Annotated in this window: 25 protein-coding genes; 4 read left to right on the top strand and 21 right to left on the bottom strand. The window is 64.7% G+C overall.

Features of this window, described 5'->3' with window-relative positions; genetic code table 11:
* The 21 genes from AC0Z6F_RS16400 to AC0Z6F_RS16300 all read right to left on the bottom strand — a co-directional run bounded on the left by AC0Z6F_RS16400 (window position 1) and on the right by AC0Z6F_RS16300 (window position 17902).
* Window positions 1-3465, bottom strand: a complete 3465-nt coding sequence (locus AC0Z6F_RS16400) for a phage tail length tape measure family protein (protein WP_485617668.1) — start codon at window positions 3463-3465, stop codon at window positions 1-3.
* A gap of 184 nt (window positions 3466-3649) precedes the next feature.
* On the bottom strand, window positions 3650-4159 hold the full coding sequence (locus AC0Z6F_RS16395) for a DUF6631 family protein (RefSeq protein WP_485617670.1): 510 nt from the start codon (window positions 4157-4159) through the stop codon (window positions 3650-3652).
* Entirely contained in the window at window positions 4159-4914 is a 756-nt protein-coding gene (locus tag AC0Z6F_RS16390; protein ID WP_485617672.1) for a phage tail tube protein, read from the bottom strand. The genes AC0Z6F_RS16395 and AC0Z6F_RS16390 overlap by 1 nt, the downstream gene beginning before the upstream one ends.
* Window positions 4915-4917: 3 nt before the next feature.
* A complete protein-coding gene (locus AC0Z6F_RS16385) occupies window positions 4918-5139 on the bottom strand; it encodes a hypothetical protein (RefSeq protein WP_485617674.1) in 222 nt (73 codons plus the stop codon).
* The gene (locus AC0Z6F_RS16380) at window positions 5136-5612 is read right to left on the bottom strand and encodes a phage tail terminator protein (RefSeq protein WP_485617676.1); all 477 of its coding nucleotides are present in this window, start codon (window positions 5610-5612) and stop codon (window positions 5136-5138) included. The genes AC0Z6F_RS16385 and AC0Z6F_RS16380 overlap by 4 nt, the downstream gene beginning before the upstream one ends.
* Window positions 5609-6142 carry a gp436 family protein gene (locus AC0Z6F_RS16375; protein ID WP_485617677.1) on the bottom strand — a complete coding sequence of 178 codons (534 nt, stop codon included), beginning with the start codon at window positions 6140-6142 and terminating at the stop codon, window positions 5609-5611. The genes AC0Z6F_RS16380 and AC0Z6F_RS16375 overlap by 4 nt, the downstream gene beginning before the upstream one ends.
* Window positions 6143-6151: 9 nt before the next feature.
* A complete protein-coding gene (locus AC0Z6F_RS16370; RefSeq protein ID WP_485617679.1) occupies window positions 6152-6643 on the bottom strand; it encodes a hypothetical protein in 492 nt (163 codons plus the stop codon).
* Window positions 6644-6804: 161 nt separating this feature from the next.
* Window positions 6805-7749 carry a major capsid protein gene (locus AC0Z6F_RS16365; protein WP_485617681.1) on the bottom strand — a complete coding sequence of 315 codons (945 nt, stop codon included), beginning with the start codon at window positions 7747-7749 and terminating at the stop codon, window positions 6805-6807.
* Window positions 7750-7774: 25 nt separating this feature from the next.
* On the bottom strand, window positions 7775-8116 hold the full coding sequence (locus AC0Z6F_RS16360; protein ID WP_024957618.1) for a capsid cement protein: 342 nt from the start codon (window positions 8114-8116) through the stop codon (window positions 7775-7777).
* A gap of 22 nt (window positions 8117-8138) precedes the next feature.
* Complete coding sequence (locus AC0Z6F_RS16355; protein WP_485617684.1) at window positions 8139-9344, bottom strand: hypothetical protein; 1206 nt, start codon at window positions 9342-9344, stop codon at window positions 8139-8141.
* 216 nt (window positions 9345-9560) lie between these two features.
* Window positions 9561-10130, bottom strand: a complete 570-nt coding sequence (locus tag AC0Z6F_RS16350) for a phage virion morphogenesis protein (RefSeq protein ID WP_485617686.1) — start codon at window positions 10128-10130, stop codon at window positions 9561-9563.
* Window positions 10130-11407: a phage head morphogenesis protein gene (locus tag AC0Z6F_RS16345; RefSeq protein WP_049440531.1), complete on the bottom strand. Its 1278-nt coding sequence runs from the start codon at window positions 11405-11407 to the stop codon at window positions 10130-10132. Before AC0Z6F_RS16345 ends, AC0Z6F_RS16350 begins: the two co-directional genes overlap by 1 nt.
* A gap of 3 nt (window positions 11408-11410) precedes the next feature.
* Entirely contained in the window at window positions 11411-12937 is a 1527-nt protein-coding gene (locus AC0Z6F_RS16340) for a DUF935 domain-containing protein (protein ID WP_049440533.1), read from the bottom strand.
* Window positions 12934-14670, bottom strand: a complete 1737-nt coding sequence (locus AC0Z6F_RS16335) for a phage protein (protein WP_049440535.1) — start codon at window positions 14668-14670, stop codon at window positions 12934-12936. Before AC0Z6F_RS16335 ends, AC0Z6F_RS16340 begins: the two co-directional genes overlap by 4 nt.
* The gene (locus AC0Z6F_RS16330; RefSeq protein ID WP_065428102.1) at window positions 14671-15228 is read right to left on the bottom strand and encodes a DUF3486 family protein; all 558 of its coding nucleotides are present in this window, start codon (window positions 15226-15228) and stop codon (window positions 14671-14673) included.
* Between the two features lie 4 nt (window positions 15229-15232).
* The gene (locus tag AC0Z6F_RS16325) at window positions 15233-15556 is read right to left on the bottom strand and encodes a hypothetical protein (protein WP_024957611.1); all 324 of its coding nucleotides are present in this window, start codon (window positions 15554-15556) and stop codon (window positions 15233-15235) included.
* Window positions 15553-15870 carry a hypothetical protein gene (locus AC0Z6F_RS16320; RefSeq protein ID WP_049397725.1) on the bottom strand — a complete coding sequence of 106 codons (318 nt, stop codon included), beginning with the start codon at window positions 15868-15870 and terminating at the stop codon, window positions 15553-15555. The genes AC0Z6F_RS16325 and AC0Z6F_RS16320 overlap by 4 nt, the downstream gene beginning before the upstream one ends.
* Window positions 15867-16373, bottom strand: a complete 507-nt coding sequence (locus AC0Z6F_RS16315) for a lysis system spanin subunit (RefSeq protein ID WP_049440600.1) — start codon at window positions 16371-16373, stop codon at window positions 15867-15869. The genes AC0Z6F_RS16320 and AC0Z6F_RS16315 overlap by 4 nt, the downstream gene beginning before the upstream one ends.
* Window positions 16373-16831: a lysozyme gene (locus AC0Z6F_RS16310; RefSeq protein WP_414577585.1), complete on the bottom strand. Its 459-nt coding sequence runs from the start codon at window positions 16829-16831 to the stop codon at window positions 16373-16375. Before AC0Z6F_RS16310 ends, AC0Z6F_RS16315 begins: the two co-directional genes overlap by 1 nt.
* 299 nt (window positions 16832-17130) lie before the next feature.
* A complete protein-coding gene (locus AC0Z6F_RS16305; RefSeq protein WP_152906960.1) occupies window positions 17131-17502 on the bottom strand; it encodes a hypothetical protein in 372 nt (123 codons plus the stop codon).
* A gap of 10 nt (window positions 17503-17512) precedes the next feature.
* Window positions 17513-17902, bottom strand: coding sequence for a helix-turn-helix domain-containing protein (locus tag AC0Z6F_RS16300; RefSeq protein ID WP_053092055.1), 390 nt, complete (start codon window positions 17900-17902; stop codon window positions 17513-17515).
* Between the two features lie 105 nt (window positions 17903-18007).
* On the opposite strand from AC0Z6F_RS16300, the gene AC0Z6F_RS16295 reads away from it, so the two are divergent.
* Genes AC0Z6F_RS16295 through AC0Z6F_RS16280 form a run of 4 tightly spaced genes read left to right on the top strand, consistent with a single transcriptional unit; the run spans window position 18008 to window position 19654 of the window.
* Window positions 18008-18187, top strand: coding sequence for a hypothetical protein (locus AC0Z6F_RS16295; RefSeq protein WP_152906961.1), 180 nt, complete (start codon window positions 18008-18010; stop codon window positions 18185-18187).
* Window positions 18184-18417 (top strand): hypothetical protein, encoded by a 234-nt coding sequence (locus AC0Z6F_RS16290; RefSeq protein WP_485617693.1) that lies wholly within the window; start codon window positions 18184-18186, stop codon window positions 18415-18417. The genes AC0Z6F_RS16295 and AC0Z6F_RS16290 overlap by 4 nt, the downstream gene beginning before the upstream one ends.
* Complete coding sequence (locus tag AC0Z6F_RS16285) at window positions 18414-18707, top strand: helix-turn-helix domain-containing protein (protein ID WP_485617695.1); 294 nt, start codon at window positions 18414-18416, stop codon at window positions 18705-18707. Before AC0Z6F_RS16290 ends, AC0Z6F_RS16285 begins: the two co-directional genes overlap by 4 nt.
* The gene (locus AC0Z6F_RS16280; protein WP_485617697.1) at window positions 18707-19654 is read left to right on the top strand and encodes a hypothetical protein; all 948 of its coding nucleotides are present in this window, start codon (window positions 18707-18709) and stop codon (window positions 19652-19654) included. Before AC0Z6F_RS16285 ends, AC0Z6F_RS16280 begins: the two co-directional genes overlap by 1 nt.
* Window position 19655: the final 1 nt, after the last annotated feature.

Genomic DNA, 19655 nt, shown 5'->3' with positions numbered 1-19655 from the left:
TCAGAATCCCAATACTTGGCGGATCGCCGCAGAGTTGCGGTTGATCTTGTTGATGATGGTTCTGTCGCTGCCTGGATCGTCGATGTAGTCCTCGAACAGACCCGGCGATACCTGATTGATCAGGCGTATACCCAGCTGAGTAGGCGAGCCGGTCGGAGCCGCCGCCACTGTGTTGAACACTGGCGAGCGCTGCAGCGAGGGCATCTGGCTGACCAGGCCGCCGTCGGCAAAGGCATAGGCACCCCATCGCCGGACGGCATCCATCCCGATGGCGTTGAAGGCATGCAGGAATGCGAGTGCACCGGGCTGAGAAACAACCTTGGCCCGGGCTACGAATTCACCGTTGGAGAGCCAGGCAGGAATGCTGTCACTGGTACCTGTACCTGCACCCCAAACGGGACCACCCTGCGCTCTACTGACGGGAGTAGGCGTACCCACACTGACCGTGCCGGTGTTGCTGGCCGCACCAGCAATACTACCGACCATACTGACAACGGCCTTGGCATTGTTGGCCGCAGCCAGTGCGATGGCGGCTTGCTTGAGTTGGACTGCGGCCGCAGACAGAGCCCCTGCACCGGTGATCAGACCGCCGCCGGCGCCCGCCAAGGCCGAGGCGCTACTGGTCACGGCACTTGCACCGGCGGTGACAACACCGCCAGCAGAGGACAATGCGGCCGCCGACGCCTGCGTCGCGGTCGCCGCCGCGGCCTGCGTGCCGACTTCGGCGCCTTTATCGAACAGCTTGCCAGTCAGGGTGGACGCCAGCTTGGCGGACAGCTCATCGGCCACATACCCAGCCAGGCCACTGGCGATGGACTGGAAGAAGCTGCGCACGATCTCACCCAGGGTGGCATTGCCATTGGCCAGCGACATGAGGGCATCACGGAATGCGCTCTGGAACGTGGTGCGCACGTTCTGCTGCAGCAGGTTGGTGGTGGCGGCCATCTCCTTGAGCTTGACGGCCATCTGCTCGGCAGCCTGCAGCGCTTCGGGATTGTTCAGCGCCTCGGCGGTGGCGCGCATGCGATCGGGAAGATCGACCAGGGCGGTCAGCTGTTGCCGGGACAGATCTACCAGCTTCTGGCGCGCCTGCGCTTCGGTGATCAGCCCAGCCTGCAGCTCAACCTGGATGCGCTGCTGAGCCAAGCCCATTTCGCCCATTGCGCGGTTGTAGGTCTCCTGCATCTTCTGCAGTTCGGCCGTGAGGCGGACCAGCTCCTTGGCACGGTCGACCTCGGCCACACCGGACTGGTTGCCAGCCTCGACCATCTGCCGGCGTGTGACCTCGAGCTCGCGCAAGCTCTTGGCCTGCTGTGCATCGGGACCGCGCCCTTCAAGGTTGGCAATCTGATCCCGCACCTCCAGCAGCTTCCGATTGGATTCAACCAGAGCGTTCGCAGCATCAAGCTTCTTCGCGCTATCCAGCAGCTCCTGCTTAGTCTTCGACGACGCATTCTGGAAGTTGCCCTCATCGATGGCAGCCTGGACGCGGGAAACCTCCGTGGCCTTCTTGCGTGTCTCATCGAGCGTGCCGACCAGCTCGATCTGTTGCTTCAGGCGCTCCAGTTCGCGCAGCGCAGCTGCCTCATCCTTCTGGGCCTCGTTCTTGGGGCCCTTTGGCTTCTTAGGCAGGCTTTCGGCATAACGTGCTCGGGCCTCCGCCTCCAAGGCCTTGATCGCCTTATCGTCCATGCGGCCGGCCTTGCCCAGTGCCCGGATCTTGGCGATCTCCTCTTCAAGCTTCTTCACCTTGCTCAGATTGCTTATGCGAAGGCGCTCGAACTCTTCCCTCGCCTTTTCTTCCTCCGGCGTCAGGGGGGCATAGATGCCAGCCATCTGCACCTTCACAGGCGCGTTGGTTCCAGAGGCCGCCCGGATGCGCGCAGCCATCTTGCCGGTCAGGTCAGCAAAGGAAGGGAGCCCGAAGTTCTTGGCCAGCGTGCTGCCGACCACGCCCATCCCCAACAGATCGGACAGCCGCGGCAGCCTGGCCAGCACACCCCATTCGCCAGCCAGCTGGACCACCGCGTTGGTGAAGTCGCCCAGCGCGCCCCAGGCGCCGCTGACGTCCTTCTTGACATCCCGCCAACCGCGGGCGAGCGCCGGCATCGTCTCATCGCTCTGATCTGCGACCTCATCGAGGCGATCGGAATAGATCTTGATCGCCTCCGCCACTGCCTCCTGCTGGTTGCCCTCTTTGACCAGGGCGCGCACGCGCGCGAGCTGGGCTTCTGTCAGGAAGTTCTCCGACTCGGTGAGCGTAAGTAGACCCTCGACCGGATCCTTCTTCAGAGAGAGGAACTTGGCGACGGTGGTATCGATGGCCTGGCCGGCGGAGGCCTGCATCTTCGCAGCGCTGCGGGCGACGAGCTCGAACTGCTCACCGGTGAAACGACCGGTTTGCGCCACCTTCGTCAGCGCCTCAGCAGCATTGCCTCGGGAAACGCCTTGAAGGCCGGTGAGCTGATCGCGCCGGGCCTGCAGGTTGGCAGTGCTGGTGGCTGCATAGTTGTTGGTGACGATCAACGCCCGCTGGAAAGCCATCTCTTCGTCGGCCGCCTGTTTCCAGGCCAGCACCAGGCCGCCCACCGCCGCGGCCAGTCCGCCGACCACGGCGATGGTGGGGGTAATAGCGCCAACCAGCGCACGCGCGGCCGGCACCACACCGCCAAAGGAATCCTTCAGCTGGCCACCCTGCTGGATGGCCACCATCCAGATCGGCATGCCGCTGACGATGCTGGTGGTGATATCGGTGATCTGCGCCGGCAGCTGGCGCATGGCCATCTGGTACTGCCCGGCGGAGATAGCGCCCGGCCCGCGGCCGCGATTGTTGATTTCGGCCAGGTTGACGGCGTTACGCTGGATGTTGATGCCCGCAAGGGCGCGGTTGTACTGCTCGCGGCTGATGCGACCGGCATCCACCGCTGCCTTGAGCTCCTGCTCGTCGCGCTCGAGTTTCTGCAGCTTGGCCGACGCACCGTCGTACCGGCCCATGACGCCTTCCAGGGAGCGTTGACGCTGCTGCTCAGTGCGGCTCAGCGATGCTTCCTGCTTGTCCAGCGTCTTCAGTGCGCTGTTGTAGTCCTCGGTGGTGATCAGCCCGCGCGCCATGACCCGATCGAGCAGAGCCTCGGTGTCAGCCAGCTCGGACATGCTGGCCGCGCCCTGCTGCAGACGAGCATCGAGCTCGGAGATCGAGCGGATCTCATCGGCCACCGTCTTCTGCATGGATGCGCCGGCCGTGCGCACCCGATCCGCGGCTGAAGCGCTACTGCGGCTGGCCTGGTCCAGCGCGCCGGCCACCTTGTCGGCACCCTTGGTGACACCCTCCAGACCTGCGCCAGCGGCGGTGCCAGCATCCTTGATCGAGGCCAGCCCCCGCTGCAGCACCGGCAGGCTCTTCTGCGCCTGCTCGATATCCAGGGCGATGCGCATCGCCAGTTCAAGGTTGCGGGTGGCGGCCATTGTTACTTCAGTTCCTTCAGCAAGGTGGTCGCCGGATCACCCCCGGCATAGGCAGCGTTGGTGTCGGTAATGCGCTCCCGCCGTGCTCGCCGCTGTTGGGCTTGGACATGCTCCCAAGCGAGCAGGATCTGGCGCTGCGTCATCCGACCGATATCGGCAAAGCAGCGCCCGTAGCCGGCACAGATCAGGTCGGTGAAGACGCGTCCGTAGCCGACTGGCTCACCCTTTTGCCGACGGCGTTGCGCAGCAGCCGGCGCAGCAAAAAATTTCCGTTGGCCTGCCACCACAACAGCAGCATCTGCTCGCCATCGGTTTCATTTAGCGTTTCCAGCCAGGCTTCCTGCGCCCGCACCTCGGCCGCGGTATCGGCGCCCTCGCCCGGCGGAGGGGCAATAGCGCAGGCCAACAGGTGGCGGAATACATCCGGATGCGAGAGCAGGACATCGGTGACCTGCAGCATCGAAGCCGGCTCGCGCCCTTCAAACAGCGGCTGCAGGTCGGCCAGCAGAGGGGCGGCCACAGGCAGGATGCGGGCCCCTTCGAAGAAGCCGTATTCGCGCACGATGATGGTCTTACCGTCGACCTGGCCCTGCTGCTGTCCGGCCAGAATGTCCAGTTCGTCGGCAATGCCCTCCGGTTCCGGCGCACCGGATCCGGAGGGCAGCTCGGCCTGGTTACCGATGCGGGTAGCCATCAGGCCGCATCCACCAGCAGGACGCGGGCGTACAGACCGAAGCGCGGATCGGACTGGCGGACCGGATCGATCTTGGCTTCGCCATTGAGCACGATCTCACCGAAGGTATCGTTGATCAGCGCCAGGGATTCAGCCGCCGGGAACGAAATGCGGTTCACGTCGGCGCGGATGCGCTGAGTGGTACCGTCGACACTGTTGACCGCGTCGAACAGCGCGTAGTACTCCGACTTGCTGCTCTCGAACACCTTGACCACGCTGTGGGCAGCGTACTCGTAGGTCTTAGCGACCACCGCGGCCTTGGCGGTCAAGAAGGTGATGATGCCGGTGGCCCGGTTGAAGGTGTAGTCGGTGTCGGCCACCAGCGGTGCTGCCGGCGTACCACCCTCCAGCACCAGCGCGCTGATCGCAGCGTACTCCAACGCGACCACGTCGCCGGGCTTGACGGCACCGATGGCCTCGTTGGCGACCGAGCCCGAAGCCAAATCCAGAAGCGTGCCATCGGTGGCCAGGGCCAGATTGTCGGTGTTGATCTGACCCAGCGTCAGCCTCACACCCAGGTTGCGCTCGGTGGTCATGGTAGCGGCGACGCCGCGCACACCCGACCAACTCTCCTTCTTGGTTTCACGGGTGCTGGACATGGCCAGCTCCAGGACGCTGCTGTCATACACCCAGCGCGCCGGCGCGCGGCTGCCGTCGGCATTGCGCAGACCCAGATAGACGCGGCCCTGGAACGAGAAATATTCGGTATTGGACATGGCTTACTTCGCCTCCTGGGCGCTGGCAGTAGGCGCCTGGCCGTTGGCCTTGCGCGACGGATTGGGGGAAGAATCGGCGTCGGGAACGTCGATGAAGCCGCGCTCCACCGCCCAGGGCACCAGGTCGGCAGGAAGCTCCACCGTTTCGCCTTCCGCAATGGGCTTGCTCGCAAGCGTCAGGCCCGCCTTCTTGATCGTGTGCTTCTGAGTGGTCTGGGTTGTCATCGCGGAATCTCGGGTTGAAGAACGGCTTGGGTCTTCCATACGTCGACCCACAGGGCGGTGGCAGCGTCGTAGTCCACGAGGTTGCCCTCGATGAGCTGGCAGGCACGGCCACCAGGAATGGGCGGCGTCCAGCCCAGCAGCGGCTGACGAACCTTGCCCAGCAGCAGGCGCAGCTCATCGATCACCTGCGCCCCACGCTGCTCGCGGTAGTTGCGGCAGACGGTCACCACCGCGAAGTTCACTTCGACCAACTGCGCCAGGCGCGACTGCTGGCCGGGGATCGAAACGCCGGTTTTGGTCTCCAGCGGCATCTCCCGGGCCAGCAGCACGTAGCAGCACGGCGCGGGGAAGTCGCGCAGCGCTGTAACGGCGGCGTAGTCGGCGCTGCCCTGCACCTGGCGCAGCTCCTTCTCGCTGACGCCCTGTCGGATGCGATCGCGCACCAGGCCAGTGTCGAAGGGCTGGGTGCTCACCGGCCGTAGTCCTGCAGGGTTCGATGGCTGAACTCTCGCGGTGGTGCACAGACCTCCGGTGCACCGCCGCTGGGCGCAGGCAGCGGGTCGTCGGCGCCGAGGCTGAACTTGCCGTCGCGCACCAGCTCCAGAAAGCGCAGCGCTTCCTTGTAATCGCGTACCACCGGATCGGTGCGTTCCTCGGTGTTAACCCGATCCTTGTGCAGCAGGTAGCGCGCAATCCATCGGGCCCAGGTGGACACGTTCCCCGGTACCGGCGCCGGCAGCGGCACCGGATAGGGCTTGGGCTTGCGCATGACCAGGTAGCCGTTGATCACGCCATCGGCATCGTCCAGGGCGCGCTGCACGTGCGCGGCCGCCTCATCGGCGATCGCCACGTCGGCCGGGTCGAATGCGCTGCGATCGCTGCCGAGCAGCGTGGCGTCCATCAGCGCATCGTCCACAACCGGATAGCGCTCCGGGGTGGCCACCTGCGCCAGTTCCTGGGCGAGCTTGGCCGCCGACAGCAGTGCGAGCGTGCAGTAGGACATGACGGCCGGTTACTCCAGCTCTTCCGGGGCGGCCGGTTCGTCACCGAGGACACCGGCATCCTGGTAGGCCTGCGCCTCTTCCCACGTCATCTCGATCCACGCCGGCGGCTTGACGACGACGTCGTTGTGCTTGAACGGGCTGAGCACTTCAAAGCACATAGACAGCCAGAGACCATCAGAAACCAGTGCATTGGGCGAATCGCCCCCACCGGCGGCACCCCCAATGGAGGTGTCGGCTTCCGGCGACGGAGCACCCACGTCGATAGCGTCCTGGTGCGCTGCCGGATGGTTGGCCTGCGATTGGTCGACGGCAGCACCATCGGCTGCAGAGACAATCGACGCGGCGGACTGCAGCTCGCTCTGGCCTTGCTCCGGCACCAAGCCGGCCGTCGCCGGCGGTGCGTCGGCAGTCTTGTCTTCCGTGACGACTGGCACGTCGGCCGGTTGGTCGTCCTGGACGGTCTTGGGTGCGCTGGGCGGCGCAGTGCGGGGCTTGGCCACGACGAGTTCTCCGAATAGGTGTGGTGCCGTGCTCTCCGGCTGTCACGCATGGTTCTGCTGTGCTCCGCACGGCCAGGCCCGCGTTTGCCTGGTGCTGCCGCTCGCTGGGTTGTACGGGTAAGGTGGCAACTGCGCCGACTATCCTTCGCCGGCGCCGGTCATCAGTTGCCTGCGCCGCTGATCAGATAGCCGGCGGCCATGCCTGCCAGGACCGGGGTGGCATCGTTGCTGACCCCGTAGATCCAGCTCTTGGCGCTGTTGTCCCAGTAGGGAACTTCGACCAGGGGCATGCCTTCGATGCGATAGCCATAGCCGTAGCTGGGCTCCTCGACGTTGGCGTTCACATCAGCGCCGGGGCTGACGTAGGCCAGAACAGCCGAAGTACCCCAGACATCGCCGAATGCGCCACTGTCATCGGCCACCACACCGCCGCCGACGACAATGTTGTCGATCTCGAACACCTGCTTGAGCAGGTCCAGGGTGACCTTGCGAATGCCGGTGTTGGCCGAGCGATCAACCAGCTTCGGATGCTGCTTGAGCTGCTTGAACGCCTTGGCAGACAACAGCATGGTGTTGGGGTACAGGCCAATACTGTCTCGCACCGCTTCCTTGCCGGTTTCCACATCCTGCGCCGGATTGGAGGCGGCGTTGGACCACACGTTGTTGCCAGCCAGCGCGACCTTGTGGTCGTTGTCGTAGTTGGCTGCGTTGGTGGCGATCTTGGCGCTGTCCACTTCGTATTCCAGCAGCAGCGAGCGCAGCACGGTGTTCACGGCCCGGGTGCTCAGGTTGATCCCAGGCACCTGGCTCGCATCTCGCATGTGTTCACGCGGCACCGGCGCTTCCAGTGCGCTCGGGACGATGGCGTACGGCTTGCCCTCATAGCCGAAGCGGATGCGCTTGGTATTGGCACCGGGGGCACGCTTGGCGTTGTAGATCTTGAAGGATTCCTTGCCGAACTCGATCACCTGGCCACCATAGGCGGCGACGTCGGCGAAGGGGAACAGCGCGGTGGCCACGAGCTGCGCCTGGCGGTAGCCACGGGCGTGTTCGGAAAGGATCGGGTCAACGACGCGAACCTGGCCGGGGGTCATTTGTCCAGACATGTAAATCTCCTACGGCACTAGCCGGTCAGTTCGGGATGAGGATCACTTCGAGGACATCGCCATCGGCGGTGGCCGTGGCGCCAGGCGCCGCACGGGCAACGACCTTGCCGGCGTCGGCGGTGATGGCCTTGCCATCGGCACCCACCTGGAGGGCAGCGCCGGCAGCGATTGCGCCACCTGCGGTCACTTGCGTGGTGCCCAAGACGTCGACCGGCGCCAACTGCCCGACGGCGGCATCCGAGCGCGCAACCCCGCAGGCGTTGCCGCCGGCAGCGGCGACTTCACCGGTCGGCGAGACGAAGCGGTTGTGGGTGAGGGCTGCCGCGGCCAGCACGGACAGCGTGAGCAGAGCGATGTTCTGGGACATGGTGGGCTCCTGGATGGAAAGGTCAGCCGCCGACCGCGGCGACTGCAGCCGCCCAGGACGTGCCGGGGTGCTGCTGCTGGTAGGCCTTGGCCTGGTTGAACAGATCCGCGCGGCCGGCATCGACATGCGTGCCCGGGGGCGCGGCGAAGTTCGCCGCTGCGTTGGGTGCGTCGCCACCGGACTTCTCGCCGAAGTCCACAGCCTTGGGCAGGCTGGTCAGCAGCTCGCGCAGGACCGACTCAGCCGGCTTGGACACCGTCGTTTCGCCCTCAGCGAAGTTCAGCGGTTCCTTGCCATTCGGCTGGGCCAGCAGCAGCTCCACCACGGCCGGCTGCTGACGGGGCAGCAACTTGCCTTCCTTCACCAGGCCTTCGGCGAACGCCACCGCATCTTCGCGTCGGGCGGACTGCTCACGGGCGGCGAGGGCCTTCTCGCGAGCGTCCAGGGTGGAAGCCTGCTGGTCGAGCTGCTGCTGACGCTGGGCGTGCTCCGGGGTGTTCTGCTGGGACATGGGGTCGATCTCCGATTTGACCTTTTCACGAGTGGGAGGCGTTGCCGGGATGGGCGCTGGCGCGCCGATGGCGCTGCGCGGGAACTGGGTGAGCAATGGCGACGCAAAGAGGGCCGAGTTGCGCGCTTCGTCGTCATCGCGTGTGCTGCTCTCGATCCCACGGATCTGCCAGTCGGGAATGACCTGGTCGGCCGTCTCAAGGCCTTGGGTGTCGATCAGCCAGTCGCGGAAGCGGCGGAACAGATCCGTCAGCGTCCAGCCCAGCGGGGCCAGCGACATGGCAAAGCAGGCGGCGTCATCGCCCTCGGCGAACGAGGCCGACTTGAGTCCCTTCACTGCAGGCGGCTGCGCGCCCAGGAAGCCGATGTGGCGCAGGTAGTACTTGCCCGGCGTCGGGTTGCCCGGCGAATCGGGCATGAAGATCGAAGCGCTGATCTTCTTGAAGCGACCGTTGTTGGCCAGCTCCGCGAACGCAGGATCGACCTGATGCGGTTCGGCCATCAGGAGGCCGTCCTTGGCCTGAAGGGTTTTGCCCCAGCCATAGGCCGGATCGTCGGTCTTGGGATGGCCCACCACGATGGGTGCTTCATGCAGTGCCGGATCGTAGCTATCGGCGATCTGCTGCACATCCGCTTCGCTGAAGGTCAGCGTGCGGCCGTCTTCGGCAACGTGCGTGCCGGCTTTGAAGATCTGCAGGGTGGCGGCGGGCTGGTTCATGCCGCCAGTTTTCCCGCACCGCTGTCTCATGTATTGGGACCGCGGTCCGCAAGAAATGATCACTCTTGCGACATTGCAGGAAGCAGCAGTTAAGACCCCGCGCGCTCTTGGCCGCGAACACGCCAGAGAGGCGTGTCAGACACCAAGCAGTCCCCGATGACGTCCGAGTGTGGCGGCCCCGGCATGGAGGCGCGCACAGCGCCTCCTACGCGATGATCACTCGAAGGCGCCGCTCACGTGATCCTGCGCGATATCCAGCAGCTCCTTCTCATCCTCGCGACTGACACCGAGCCACGGGCGAGCGGCGATGGTGTTCGTGTACGCAGGCATTGTGACCGAGCGCTTGTAGCGCGCGTTCCTACGACTGGCTTTGACGAACCGGCTGCCGCCCTTACCCGTCTTCAGGTGGATGTTGGCCGGACGCGCGGCGCGTTGAATGGTGCCGCCGAATTGGTGGATGGCGCCATAGGGTGCATTGGTACCGACCAGGACGGCATCGTTCCCGTCCGTTTGCCATGAAGCCATGTCACCGAGCATGTGGAAATCGAACTCCAGAATCGGCACGCCGGGGCGCTTCTTCTGTTTCCAGCGTTTGTAGCTGGGCTCAAGCGCGCGCCATCGACGTCCAGTCGGGTCCCGCTCCTTTGCGGCCCGCTCGCGTGTGGATCTCAGCAGGTACTCGCCCCAGTCCTTCAAGATCAGTTGGCGCGCCTCGCCCTCCAGCTGCCGCAGCGCATCGGCCAGACCAGGTGTTGCCGAATCAAGGGTGACTTCAAGATGCGCCATCAGAGCGTCCCCTGCAGCAGCTGCAGCGTGCCATCGGCAACGCCGCGTTGGAGCTCGGCCGGCATCAGCATCTGCAGCTGGGACTGCACCGTGCTGACGCCCGTTTCCGAGATGGCCACATCGACCACCATAAAGGCAGGACGCCCCACCGCCAGCACATAGCGCAAGCGGCCTGCGGCAGCGTTCAGCAGGATGGCCACCGCATCGAGAAGGCGGATCGGCAGCTCGGCTGCGGCGATGGCCACCGCGCCAGGCCGAGTGATGGGGAGCTGCTCGGCCAACACGGCAAAGGCCGCCGTCGCTGGGCGAACGGCGGCACGCTGCAGCTGCGAAACCAGTCCGGGCGACAGTGCTCCGGCCAGGTAGCGGGCAGCGTGGGCAGCATCGGCATCAATGCTGGTCAGCCAGCTGGCATAGCCGGCCTGCAGTGCATCCCTGGCGCGCGGCCGCGCCAAGGCCTGAGCAGCGCTGGCAGCCGCTGGCGCCGCGGGCAACCGTGCTCCCGTCTCCAGTGCGTTCTGCAGAGCGGAGGTGAGTTGCCCGGTCAACGATGGCGGGGTGACCGGACCACCACGCCCGCCGGGCCAGTGATCGGCCGTTGCGCCGGGTGCGTAGCCGAACCCAGGATCGACGCCTGCCGGCGTCAATACGGTGCGCGGCCCACCAGGACTGCGCTGCCCGACGGTCACCGACTGCATCACGATCTCGGGAGCCTTGTCCGGACCATTCTTGCCCAACCGGCGCAGGTCGCGCTCGTTGAGCGCATCGACATAGCACTGGCAGCCCCAGCCGTTGGCTGGATAGTGGTAACGCCACCACGGATCGTCGTGGCGCAGCACCAGGCCATTCCACGACACGTGCAACGGCCGAGGGTGCTCGACAGCATCGTTGTGGTTATAGCGCCAGAACGGCCGCACCTTGATCAGCTGCTGCAGCTGGGCCCAGCGGCCTGCGTTGTAGCTCTGGCGCAGATTGGTCTCGTAGATCACCCGCGAGCGCCAGTTCCGACCGCCGTTGTAGTCCCAACCATGCGTGGCCACGATCCGGTCGAAGTCCTCCCGGAACTGCTGAAGAGTCCGCCCCTCAGCAATGACCCGATCAATGGATTGCCGGAAGTCCGCCAGCAGAGCGTCACGGTTGGCACCGGCCACCATGAAGCTGGAGTCGTGCTCCGACTCCCAAACGTCCAGGTAGCTCTCGGTGAGCACGTTCTTCTTGCGACGGAAGAACTCGATCTGCTCCCGGAACGGAAGTTGAGCGTAGGCAACACCGGCCATTGATCAGTCTCCCGCGCCCTGGATGTCGGTACGGCCAGCCAGCGTCGCGGCCGTCATCGCATCGGCCATCACCGAGGCGTAGTCGTCCAGGGTCATGTTCGGGTGCAGCTCAAACAGCCGGTCGCGCAATTGCTCCAGCGAGTCGACCTCATCGACCAGCTGGCGGATCTGCTCGACCCATCCAGCACCAATGGGCGACAGCCGGCGATCGAGCTGCTGGCCCAGCTCGACAGCGGGATCGGGCGTCTTCGGGGTGCCGTCGGCAAAGGCGGCGGGATAGTGCCTGCGCAGCAAGCTGACCACCGCACCGCCGGCGTCGGCGAACTGGGCGCCATCGATCGCCGTCGGTACCGCAGGCGGATCCTGCGGCGCCTGGACAGGCTCGTAGTTGTCGCCGTAGGTCTGATCCATGTAGACCTGCTTGGGCTTGTAGCCCAGGTCAAGGATCTTCTTGTCACGGCTGGCGGTAGCGTCCAGATCCTCCGGCTCTTCCGTGACGCGATAGACCCGAGGAATGGCCGCGCCAGGGAAGTTCCATTCGGTGAGCCAGCGCGCTGGCCCCTTGTTGAAGGACTCGCACACCAGGTCGGCATCGGAGGTGATGATGTCGCGGCGCACCTCGCGCTGCAGCTGGTCGTTGCCCAACTTGCCTGGCGTGCCTTGGGTACTGGCGGTCTGGCCCAGCACCACCTTCTGGATGGTGGCATCCATGTAGTCCTGCAGGGCCTTGTAGTCGGCCGTGCCACTACGTCCGGCCTCCAGCAACGCCAGCTCCATTCCCTTGGGCATGATGATGCCGCTGTCGGTCTGGATCGCGCGGGTGGCCTGCAGCAGCTTGGCCTTCTCCGGATCGGTTGCGTTGGTGTCGTACTTGCCCACCGCGGTGGGCATGCCGAACTTCTCAAGGAAGATCAGCCAGAACTTGAGCCCGTTGCGCTTGAACAGCACCGGCCAGTACAGCCAGTGCGCCAAGCCGAGGCCGTACGGCTCATCGTCGTGGTCGGCACCGGAGCAGAAGTTCCAGAAATAGGGCGCGTGCGCCGGCACGCCCTCGGTCATCTGGGTCTGGGTGAGCAGGCGCAGATCACCTTCCTTGCCGTAACGGAAGCGCCGACGGTTACGGACCTTGATGTCCTTCAGGCCGATGCGAGTACCGTCGACCTTGTACAGGATCTCCGCCACGCCATAGCCGTAGAACACGCCGAAGAGCATCTTGCGGGTGACGTTGTCCCAGCCGATGCCATGCAGCTGCTCCTGCAGATACTCTGCCGCCTGGCGGTCGATGCGCTTCTCGCCGCCGGGCTCCACCTGCCATTCGCAGGCCACCACCGAATCCTGGCGAGAGCCGAAGGTGGTCTTCACCTCCGGGTCGGACAGCACCTGTTCGTAGATCTGAAGGTCGTAGCCGCCGCGGTTGCGCAGGACACTGTCAAAGGGCAGCAGCAGTGGCCCGGTGTAACCACGGGTGATGTCGATGCCATCGGCAGTGGTGGCAATCTCGCGGCCGATCTCTGGGCGGGCGGTGGTCATGCATATCCTCCAAAATCATTTCCGCCGCTGACCGTGCCGAAGGCATCATCGGTCACGACGGTGGCCACGCCGTCGGCTCGGCCGTCGCCGATGTAGGCGCGCGCGCCGGCCGCCTGGAACTCGATGGGCACCGAGGTGACGTGGTTGAGTGCGGCAAACTGCATCAGCACGCCGGCGATCGCGCCGTCGCCGTGGCGCACCAGCTCCGGATCCTGCAGGTCCTTTCGCTCCAGACGCGGCACCATCGGGATGCCGTCGACGTACTCCACTGCGCGGTGGTCGTCTTCCAGGGACGCGTCCCTGGGTAGGCTGAGGAAGCCGTCTTCGAACAGCGCGATGTACTTGGGCATCCATTCGCCGTACCAGGGGCGCGACAGGGTGACCTCGTGGATTGGGCCACCGATGTAGCGGCCCGTCTCGGTATCGAGCTCAGCCCGGCCGTAGCGGTCGCCGGTGTACTCCATCAAGGTCTGGCCGGGACCAGTGGCATCGCCGGCAAATGACCAGCGACCAGGGAATCCTTCCTTCAGCGCGTCCAGCAGCGCCCACAGGATCTGCTCCTGCTGGCGGGTGGGCGCGTTGGCCATCTCGATCAGGAACGGCACGTCGCGGCGCAGATCCTGCCCGACCTTGGCAGGCTTGATGACCGAGAAGTGACGGTGGCGCGCGAAGTCCATGCCGATCGCCCAGCGCCCGGTGAACCCGGCCACCGCAGCACGGAGCACCGGCAGCAACGTGGTAGCAATCCAGACCGAGCACCAGATCTCGCGCTCCTTCTCAGAGCGCTTGGGGAAGTCGTCATCGAAGACCAGGCGCAGCACGGGCCGGACCTCGGGCATGGCCCGATCGATCCAGACCGAAGGGATGGCTGAGCCATCGCCATCGCGCGGGATGACGTCCAGCTCCTCGCGCATGGCGGCCTTGCGCGGGCCGTAGGCCGAGCGGATGGCGGTGTACCACTCCTTCTTGCCCTCGGCGGTGGCCGCCTTGCCACGCATGGCGCAGACCCGCTCGTACAGGCCATTGGACACCGCATCATCGAAGCTGATGCGGATGACCCCGGCCTTCTTGCCGTAGCGACCTGCCTGGACGTCCTGTACCAGCTGATTGAACGGGTTCTTCTTGCCACGGTGGGTGGACCACACGCGGATGCGGCCACCCCAGATCAGCAGCGCGGTGGCCGACTCGAGCACCTTGGCCACGTCCTTGTGCAGCGCCGCTTCGTCCAGGTCGACCACGCCCTGCAGGCCGTGGATGTTCTCCGGGCGCGAGGACAGTGCCGTGATACGGAAGCCACTGGCGAAGCGAACCCGGAACGCCTGGATCTGCCGACTGGTGCCATCGGGCTGCTGGTCCTGGAAGATGTGCTGCTCAATCCTTGACGCTTGGCCCTGGGCAATGATCGGCGCGAACTTGGCCACGTAGCCGATGAACTCCAGACCCTTTTCCTTGGTGTCGGCCATGTACCACACGTTGTCGCCGCCGGCGTCCTTGGCAGAGGCTGCGGTGATGGTGTCGCTCAACGCCTGGGCGAAGGTGATGCCGGTACGACGCCCCTTCTCGCAGACCGCGATATCCAGCCCTTCCTGCATCCGGATCCATTCGGACTGGTGGGCCATCAGCACACCGGCCTTGCTCGGGTCAAAGTTGGCCGAGATCGAGCGCACGCTCTCGGGCAACTCCTCCCAGTCCAGGACGCGCTCGGTATCCGGCAGGGGGCCCAGTGCACTCACTTAGCCGACTCCATGCAGCACTTTGTTGCGCCAGAACTCCACGCCCTCGGCGTCCAGGCCCTTGGCCCGTGCAGCCTCCTCGACCCGGCTGGCCGCGTCGACCAGCGCCTTCTGGCGGATCTCGCCGGCCCATTTCTCGCGCACGATGGAAGAGCGGGTCAGTTCAGCAATGGCCTTGGCCGCCTTGCTGTACAGCGCAATGCGATCGGCTGGGGAAATGCTCTCATCGTCCTGGTCGGCCGCTTCCTGGAACTGCAGCAGCGCTTCGAACAGGTCGGTCTGCAGCAGGCCCAGCAGTGCACTGCCGCGCTCGGCGGCATTATCCGGCGCCTGCTCGGCCACCAGCTTCATGGCCTCGGTGCTGGCACTGATCGAGGCCAGGCGGCGCTTGAGCCGCTTGGCCCGCTCGTTGACGGTGGTCTTGCTGATCTCATAGCCCTGCTCGCCCAGCCATTCGGACAGCGAGATGCTGCCGCCGAAGGCATTGGCGACCAGGCGCCGATCCAGCTCGTCGCGCACCTCGGCCGGCAATAGGTCGATCTTGCTCACGGGAGGCATGGGATCACCAGTACTTCGGTGGGCGCGCGATGCCCGGCCCGCAGTCGATGCTGTACTCGACAATATCCACACCGTGGCGCGTCAGCTCAGCCGACCACGGCCCCGAAGGGGATTTGGTGATGTCGATCAGGCGGCGGGTGTCCAGGTAATCCAGCTCCCTGCGCACTTCCAAAGCGGTGGCATCCGGATACATGTCCTGGGCGGCGCCGGCCAGGACGGCTTCGCCGATCGGATAGGGGCGAGAGCGATCCAGCACCAGCAGCATCAGCCAGCGCAGCTGCTCCCGGCGCAACTTGCCCAGATCCGGGCCCTGATTTCCGTGACTCACGGCGTGTTCCCCTTGCTTTGCATGTTCGTGATCTTCGAGGCCACTGCATCGAGCTTTGCCTCGATGACGCTCTGCCCGCGGGCATAGTCCTCGCGGCGGACGTATTCCTTCGCAACTTCCAGGCGGAAGTCGGTGAGGTGGCTCTCAACCTCGCGCCAACGCTTGCTGTCGTTAATCAGGATGGCCAACTGCTGATCAGTGCGTTGCTGCAGCTGGTTGACCAGCCAGCGACCGCCGGCGATCAGGCCGCCGAGCAGGGTGATGCCGATGCCGGCGAACCACACCAGGTAGAGCGGCTGCACTTCAACGATCATGGGTTGGCCTCGACGGAAGGGTGCTGTCCGGTGAGGACACCGATGACGCGCTGGCAGGCCCGGACGTGGTTGTCGGCGTCGCGTCCGACTCGAACAAGATCGCCCGCGACCTCTGCTCGTAGTTGGGCGCTCGCATTACGTTCGACGGCGCCAGAGACGGCTTGGGACAGGCGAGCGGTGTGGCAGGTGGCGAGGTCGTTGCGCAGCCTGAGATCGCCAGTACGCACGTCAGCCACAACGGCAGCAGGGACGGACGCGGACGCCTCCCGATCATTTTCATGTTCGTCTCCGATCTGGGCCATCGCCTTGGCCTGGGTGTGCTCGATGCCACGAGCGCTGCGCTCGTCTTCAAGCTGCGATTCAAGCGTGGTCAGACGCTGCTGCGCCGTGGCGTCACGAGCCTGCGCATCCAGGGCATTGCCGCGGTAGAGAAGTGCTGCGGCAATGGCCACCAGCAGGAGCACCAGCAGCAGGGCGACCGTTGCGATCAGGGCGCGAATCATCAGTACCGGCCCTCGCACATCGCGCGCTCGGCCGTGCGGCGGCGTTCAAGCCCCTTGTATGGCCGGCCACCGGCGTTGGCCCAGTTGCTCAGCTGGGCGCATGCAAGATCCCATCGGCCTTGGTTGGCGTAGATGCGGATGCGTGGCTGCTGGCCGTTGCGCAGGGTGCACAGGCCGTCCTTGACGCCAGCACCACCAGGGCCAACGTTGAACGCGAACGACGTCAGTGCGGCTGCCTGGTAGTCCGCCATCGGCACCTTGATGCAGCTCTGAACGGTGTTCCAGGCGACACCAAGGTCCGACTGGAGCAGGCGCTCGCACTCTGCGCGGGTGTAGGTGCGCTGTTCGACCTTTGCCGTATGGCCGTAGCAGACCGTCAGCTTGCCGACTACATCACGGTAGGGCTGGGCCGAGTAGCCCTCAAAGGGCTGTACCAACCCGAGCAGCAACGCCAGCATGCTCGCCAGCATTCCGCCCGCGATGGGCAGTGCCTTGTTACTGGGTTGCTCTGCTGCCATGCGCCATCTCCAAGGAAAAATGGCCGACGGGCAGACGAGGATGCCCGTCGGCCAGGTGCGCCAGTGCGCACCAAACCGATGGGCAGAGTGTCAATTTCTATTGGGAGGTAGTCTTGGGACCGCGGTCCGCATGAGCCACTGCGGCCTGCGTGGAAGAGTGAGCGCTTGCGGCAGCCGACAGGTAATTGGGAGCTTTGAAAGATCAATGCTCGGGACATCGACGCTCGACACAATGGAAGTCAAGCCGGCGGGAGGCTTAGCCCCTTGTCCTCACATACCATTTGGACTGCCTCCGGAGAGTCGAGGCCCATTACATGAGCAGTCAACTTTCCATTTAGATCGAACAGCAACCCAGTCATTGGGGTGTAGCCGCCATAGGCGCCGAAGCCGTTCTTGGAATTCACCAGACCACAGAATGAGCCTTCTCCATTGACCCGGACATTACTGAACCGAGCACTAGAGGCATCCTTAAGCTGAGTTTCAAGTCCCGCCTTAATAGCGGCAAGCTCCTTCGGAGTAGCCTCTCGCACGCCCCCACTCGCATGCGCATACGCATACGCCGAGATCGCTAAACAGAAACCGAGTACCACCTTCTTTTTCAATCGAATCATTCCACTCTCCTTAGTTAGGCGTCCGCTTACGGACACTTCGAGATGCTTCAGCTTGGACGTCTTTTCGCAACAGGCCCCCGAGCATCGTCAGAGCTATCGCGCGACTGTCGTCGGAAAGTGCCCAGAACGTGTCAATGACCTCGTTGAACATCGCGATCTGTTCCTGGGCCAAACCAGGCCTGGCTACGCTGCGCTGGCCGACTAGAACGTAGAGAGGGTCCAGCCCGATCTCCGCCAAATCAGCGAGCTGGGCTGAAGTGGGGGACGTAGCACCCTTCTCCCAATCGATCACGGTCCGCTTCGAAGCGCCAACGATTTCGCCAAGGGCGGTCTGGCTTAGCCCAAGACGTGATCGCTCGTCGCGAAGGCGCGACCCGATGGTGCAGATTAATTCACTCATAAGTGTTGACAGGTGCAGATATCTGCACCATTCTTGTCCTGCCCGGTTTAAACAACACCGCAAGGATACGACATGGTTCAGCACCTACCTCCCGGACGCGATCTGATGAACAAGGTCCGCGCCGGCATGACCCTCCAGAACACTACCGTCAGCGCCTGGTGCCGCCAGCACGGCGTGAACCCCAGCGCAGCCCGTCAGGCTATCTACGGCACTTGGGCGGGCCCGAAGGGCCAGGCGCTGCGCGCCCAACTGCTCAAGGCAGCCGGCGTGAGGGACGTGGCATGAACACTTCCGGCCGCCCCCTGGATGAGGTGCCCACCCGCGAACTGGAGCTGTTGCTTGCCTCGGCCCGTGACCAGTACGCCACCGCTGTGAACAACTGGCAGTGCGCCGTCGAATCGGACGAGCCGCTGGCCAACACCCTGCCGCTGGCGGGTGCCGTGGACGCGGCCGATCGCCGCGCCGCTCGCATCCTGAAGGAGCTGGCCCGCCGCCAGCAGGGAGCTGCGGCATGAGCGAGCAGAGCATCTTCGCCCGCCTGCTGTTCGCTCTGGCCGGGCATAGCCGCAACGGCCTGCGTCTGAAGCCCATTGCCGACGGTATCGGCGAATCCCCCAGCACCACGCTGCGCAACCTGCAACGCATGGCCGAAGACGGCCTGGTCGAGCGCTCCCCCTACGACCAGGACAACTGGCGCCTGTCCCCCCGAATTGTCCAGATCGCCTTGGCACATCTAGCCGAGGTGCTCCGCGAAGAGCAGCAGCTGAACGACTTCAAGAACCGCTACAGCCGTAGCCCCAACTGATGACGAGGATCGAAATGGCAGAGAAGCAACCCAACAAGCGCGGCGCCAAGCCGCTCGCTCAGGCCGAGCCGGCAAGCCAGGATCTTGATGCAGGCAATCTGGTCCAGCGCAATCAGGAGCTTCAGGTTCTGGCGCAGGCCGAGGCACAGGTAAAGACCCTGGCCACCACCCTCGGCTATGTCGGCGCCCTGGACACCGACTCGTTGTGGAGCATGGTTGAGTACCGCCAGCGTCGCTCGGTAGAAGACGTTCTGGAGATGGGGCGAGGTCTGCTGCTGATCAAAGAACAAACCGCGCATGGTGAGTTCCAGCAGCAGGCCCAGGCGCGAGGCATCCATCCGCGCATGGCTCAAAAGTTCATGACGGTTGCCCTCAAGTTCTCCAAAAGCGACTCGAAGTCGCTTTTGGCCGCAGCTGGCACCCAGACCAAGGTGCTGGAGCTGGCGGTACTGGACGATGAAGAGCTCGAGGCCTTGGATTCCGGCGAGTCCGTAGCCGGGATCACCCTCGACGACGTTGAGCGCATGAGTGCCAGTCAGCTTCGGCAAGCGCTCCGTGAAACGCGCGCCGATGCCGATGCCAAGGACCAGCGCATCACCAAGTTGAGCGACGATCTCAACAAGGCGGAGGAGAAGACGGCAAAAGCGCAGCGAAAGTGGAAGAAGGCTACTCCCGACGAGCAGTCTCAGGAGCTGCTTTCCCAACTGGAGCAGGCCGCATCCCAAGTGCGCATCGCCATTGCCAGTGGCAGTGAAGAAGCCGGCTTCAGTGGCGCGGTGATCGCGCTGCTGCGGCACGCCGAACAGCACGACCTCAATGTCGAAGAGCAGGTTGCCGGCCTGATCGCCAGCCTGATCAACGACCTGCGCCTTGTCCGCGACCACCAGGAGGTCGGCGTGACGGTGATCCATGACCGCCGCCTGGCCGACTGGAAGCGGGAGGGCTGAT

The sequence above is a fragment of the Stenotrophomonas sp. 1L-E-5-B-C3 genome (genome assembly GCF_057292075.1).
Note: the sequence above shows the minus strand (reverse complement) of the source record. Positions and strands in the feature narration are given on the sequence as shown.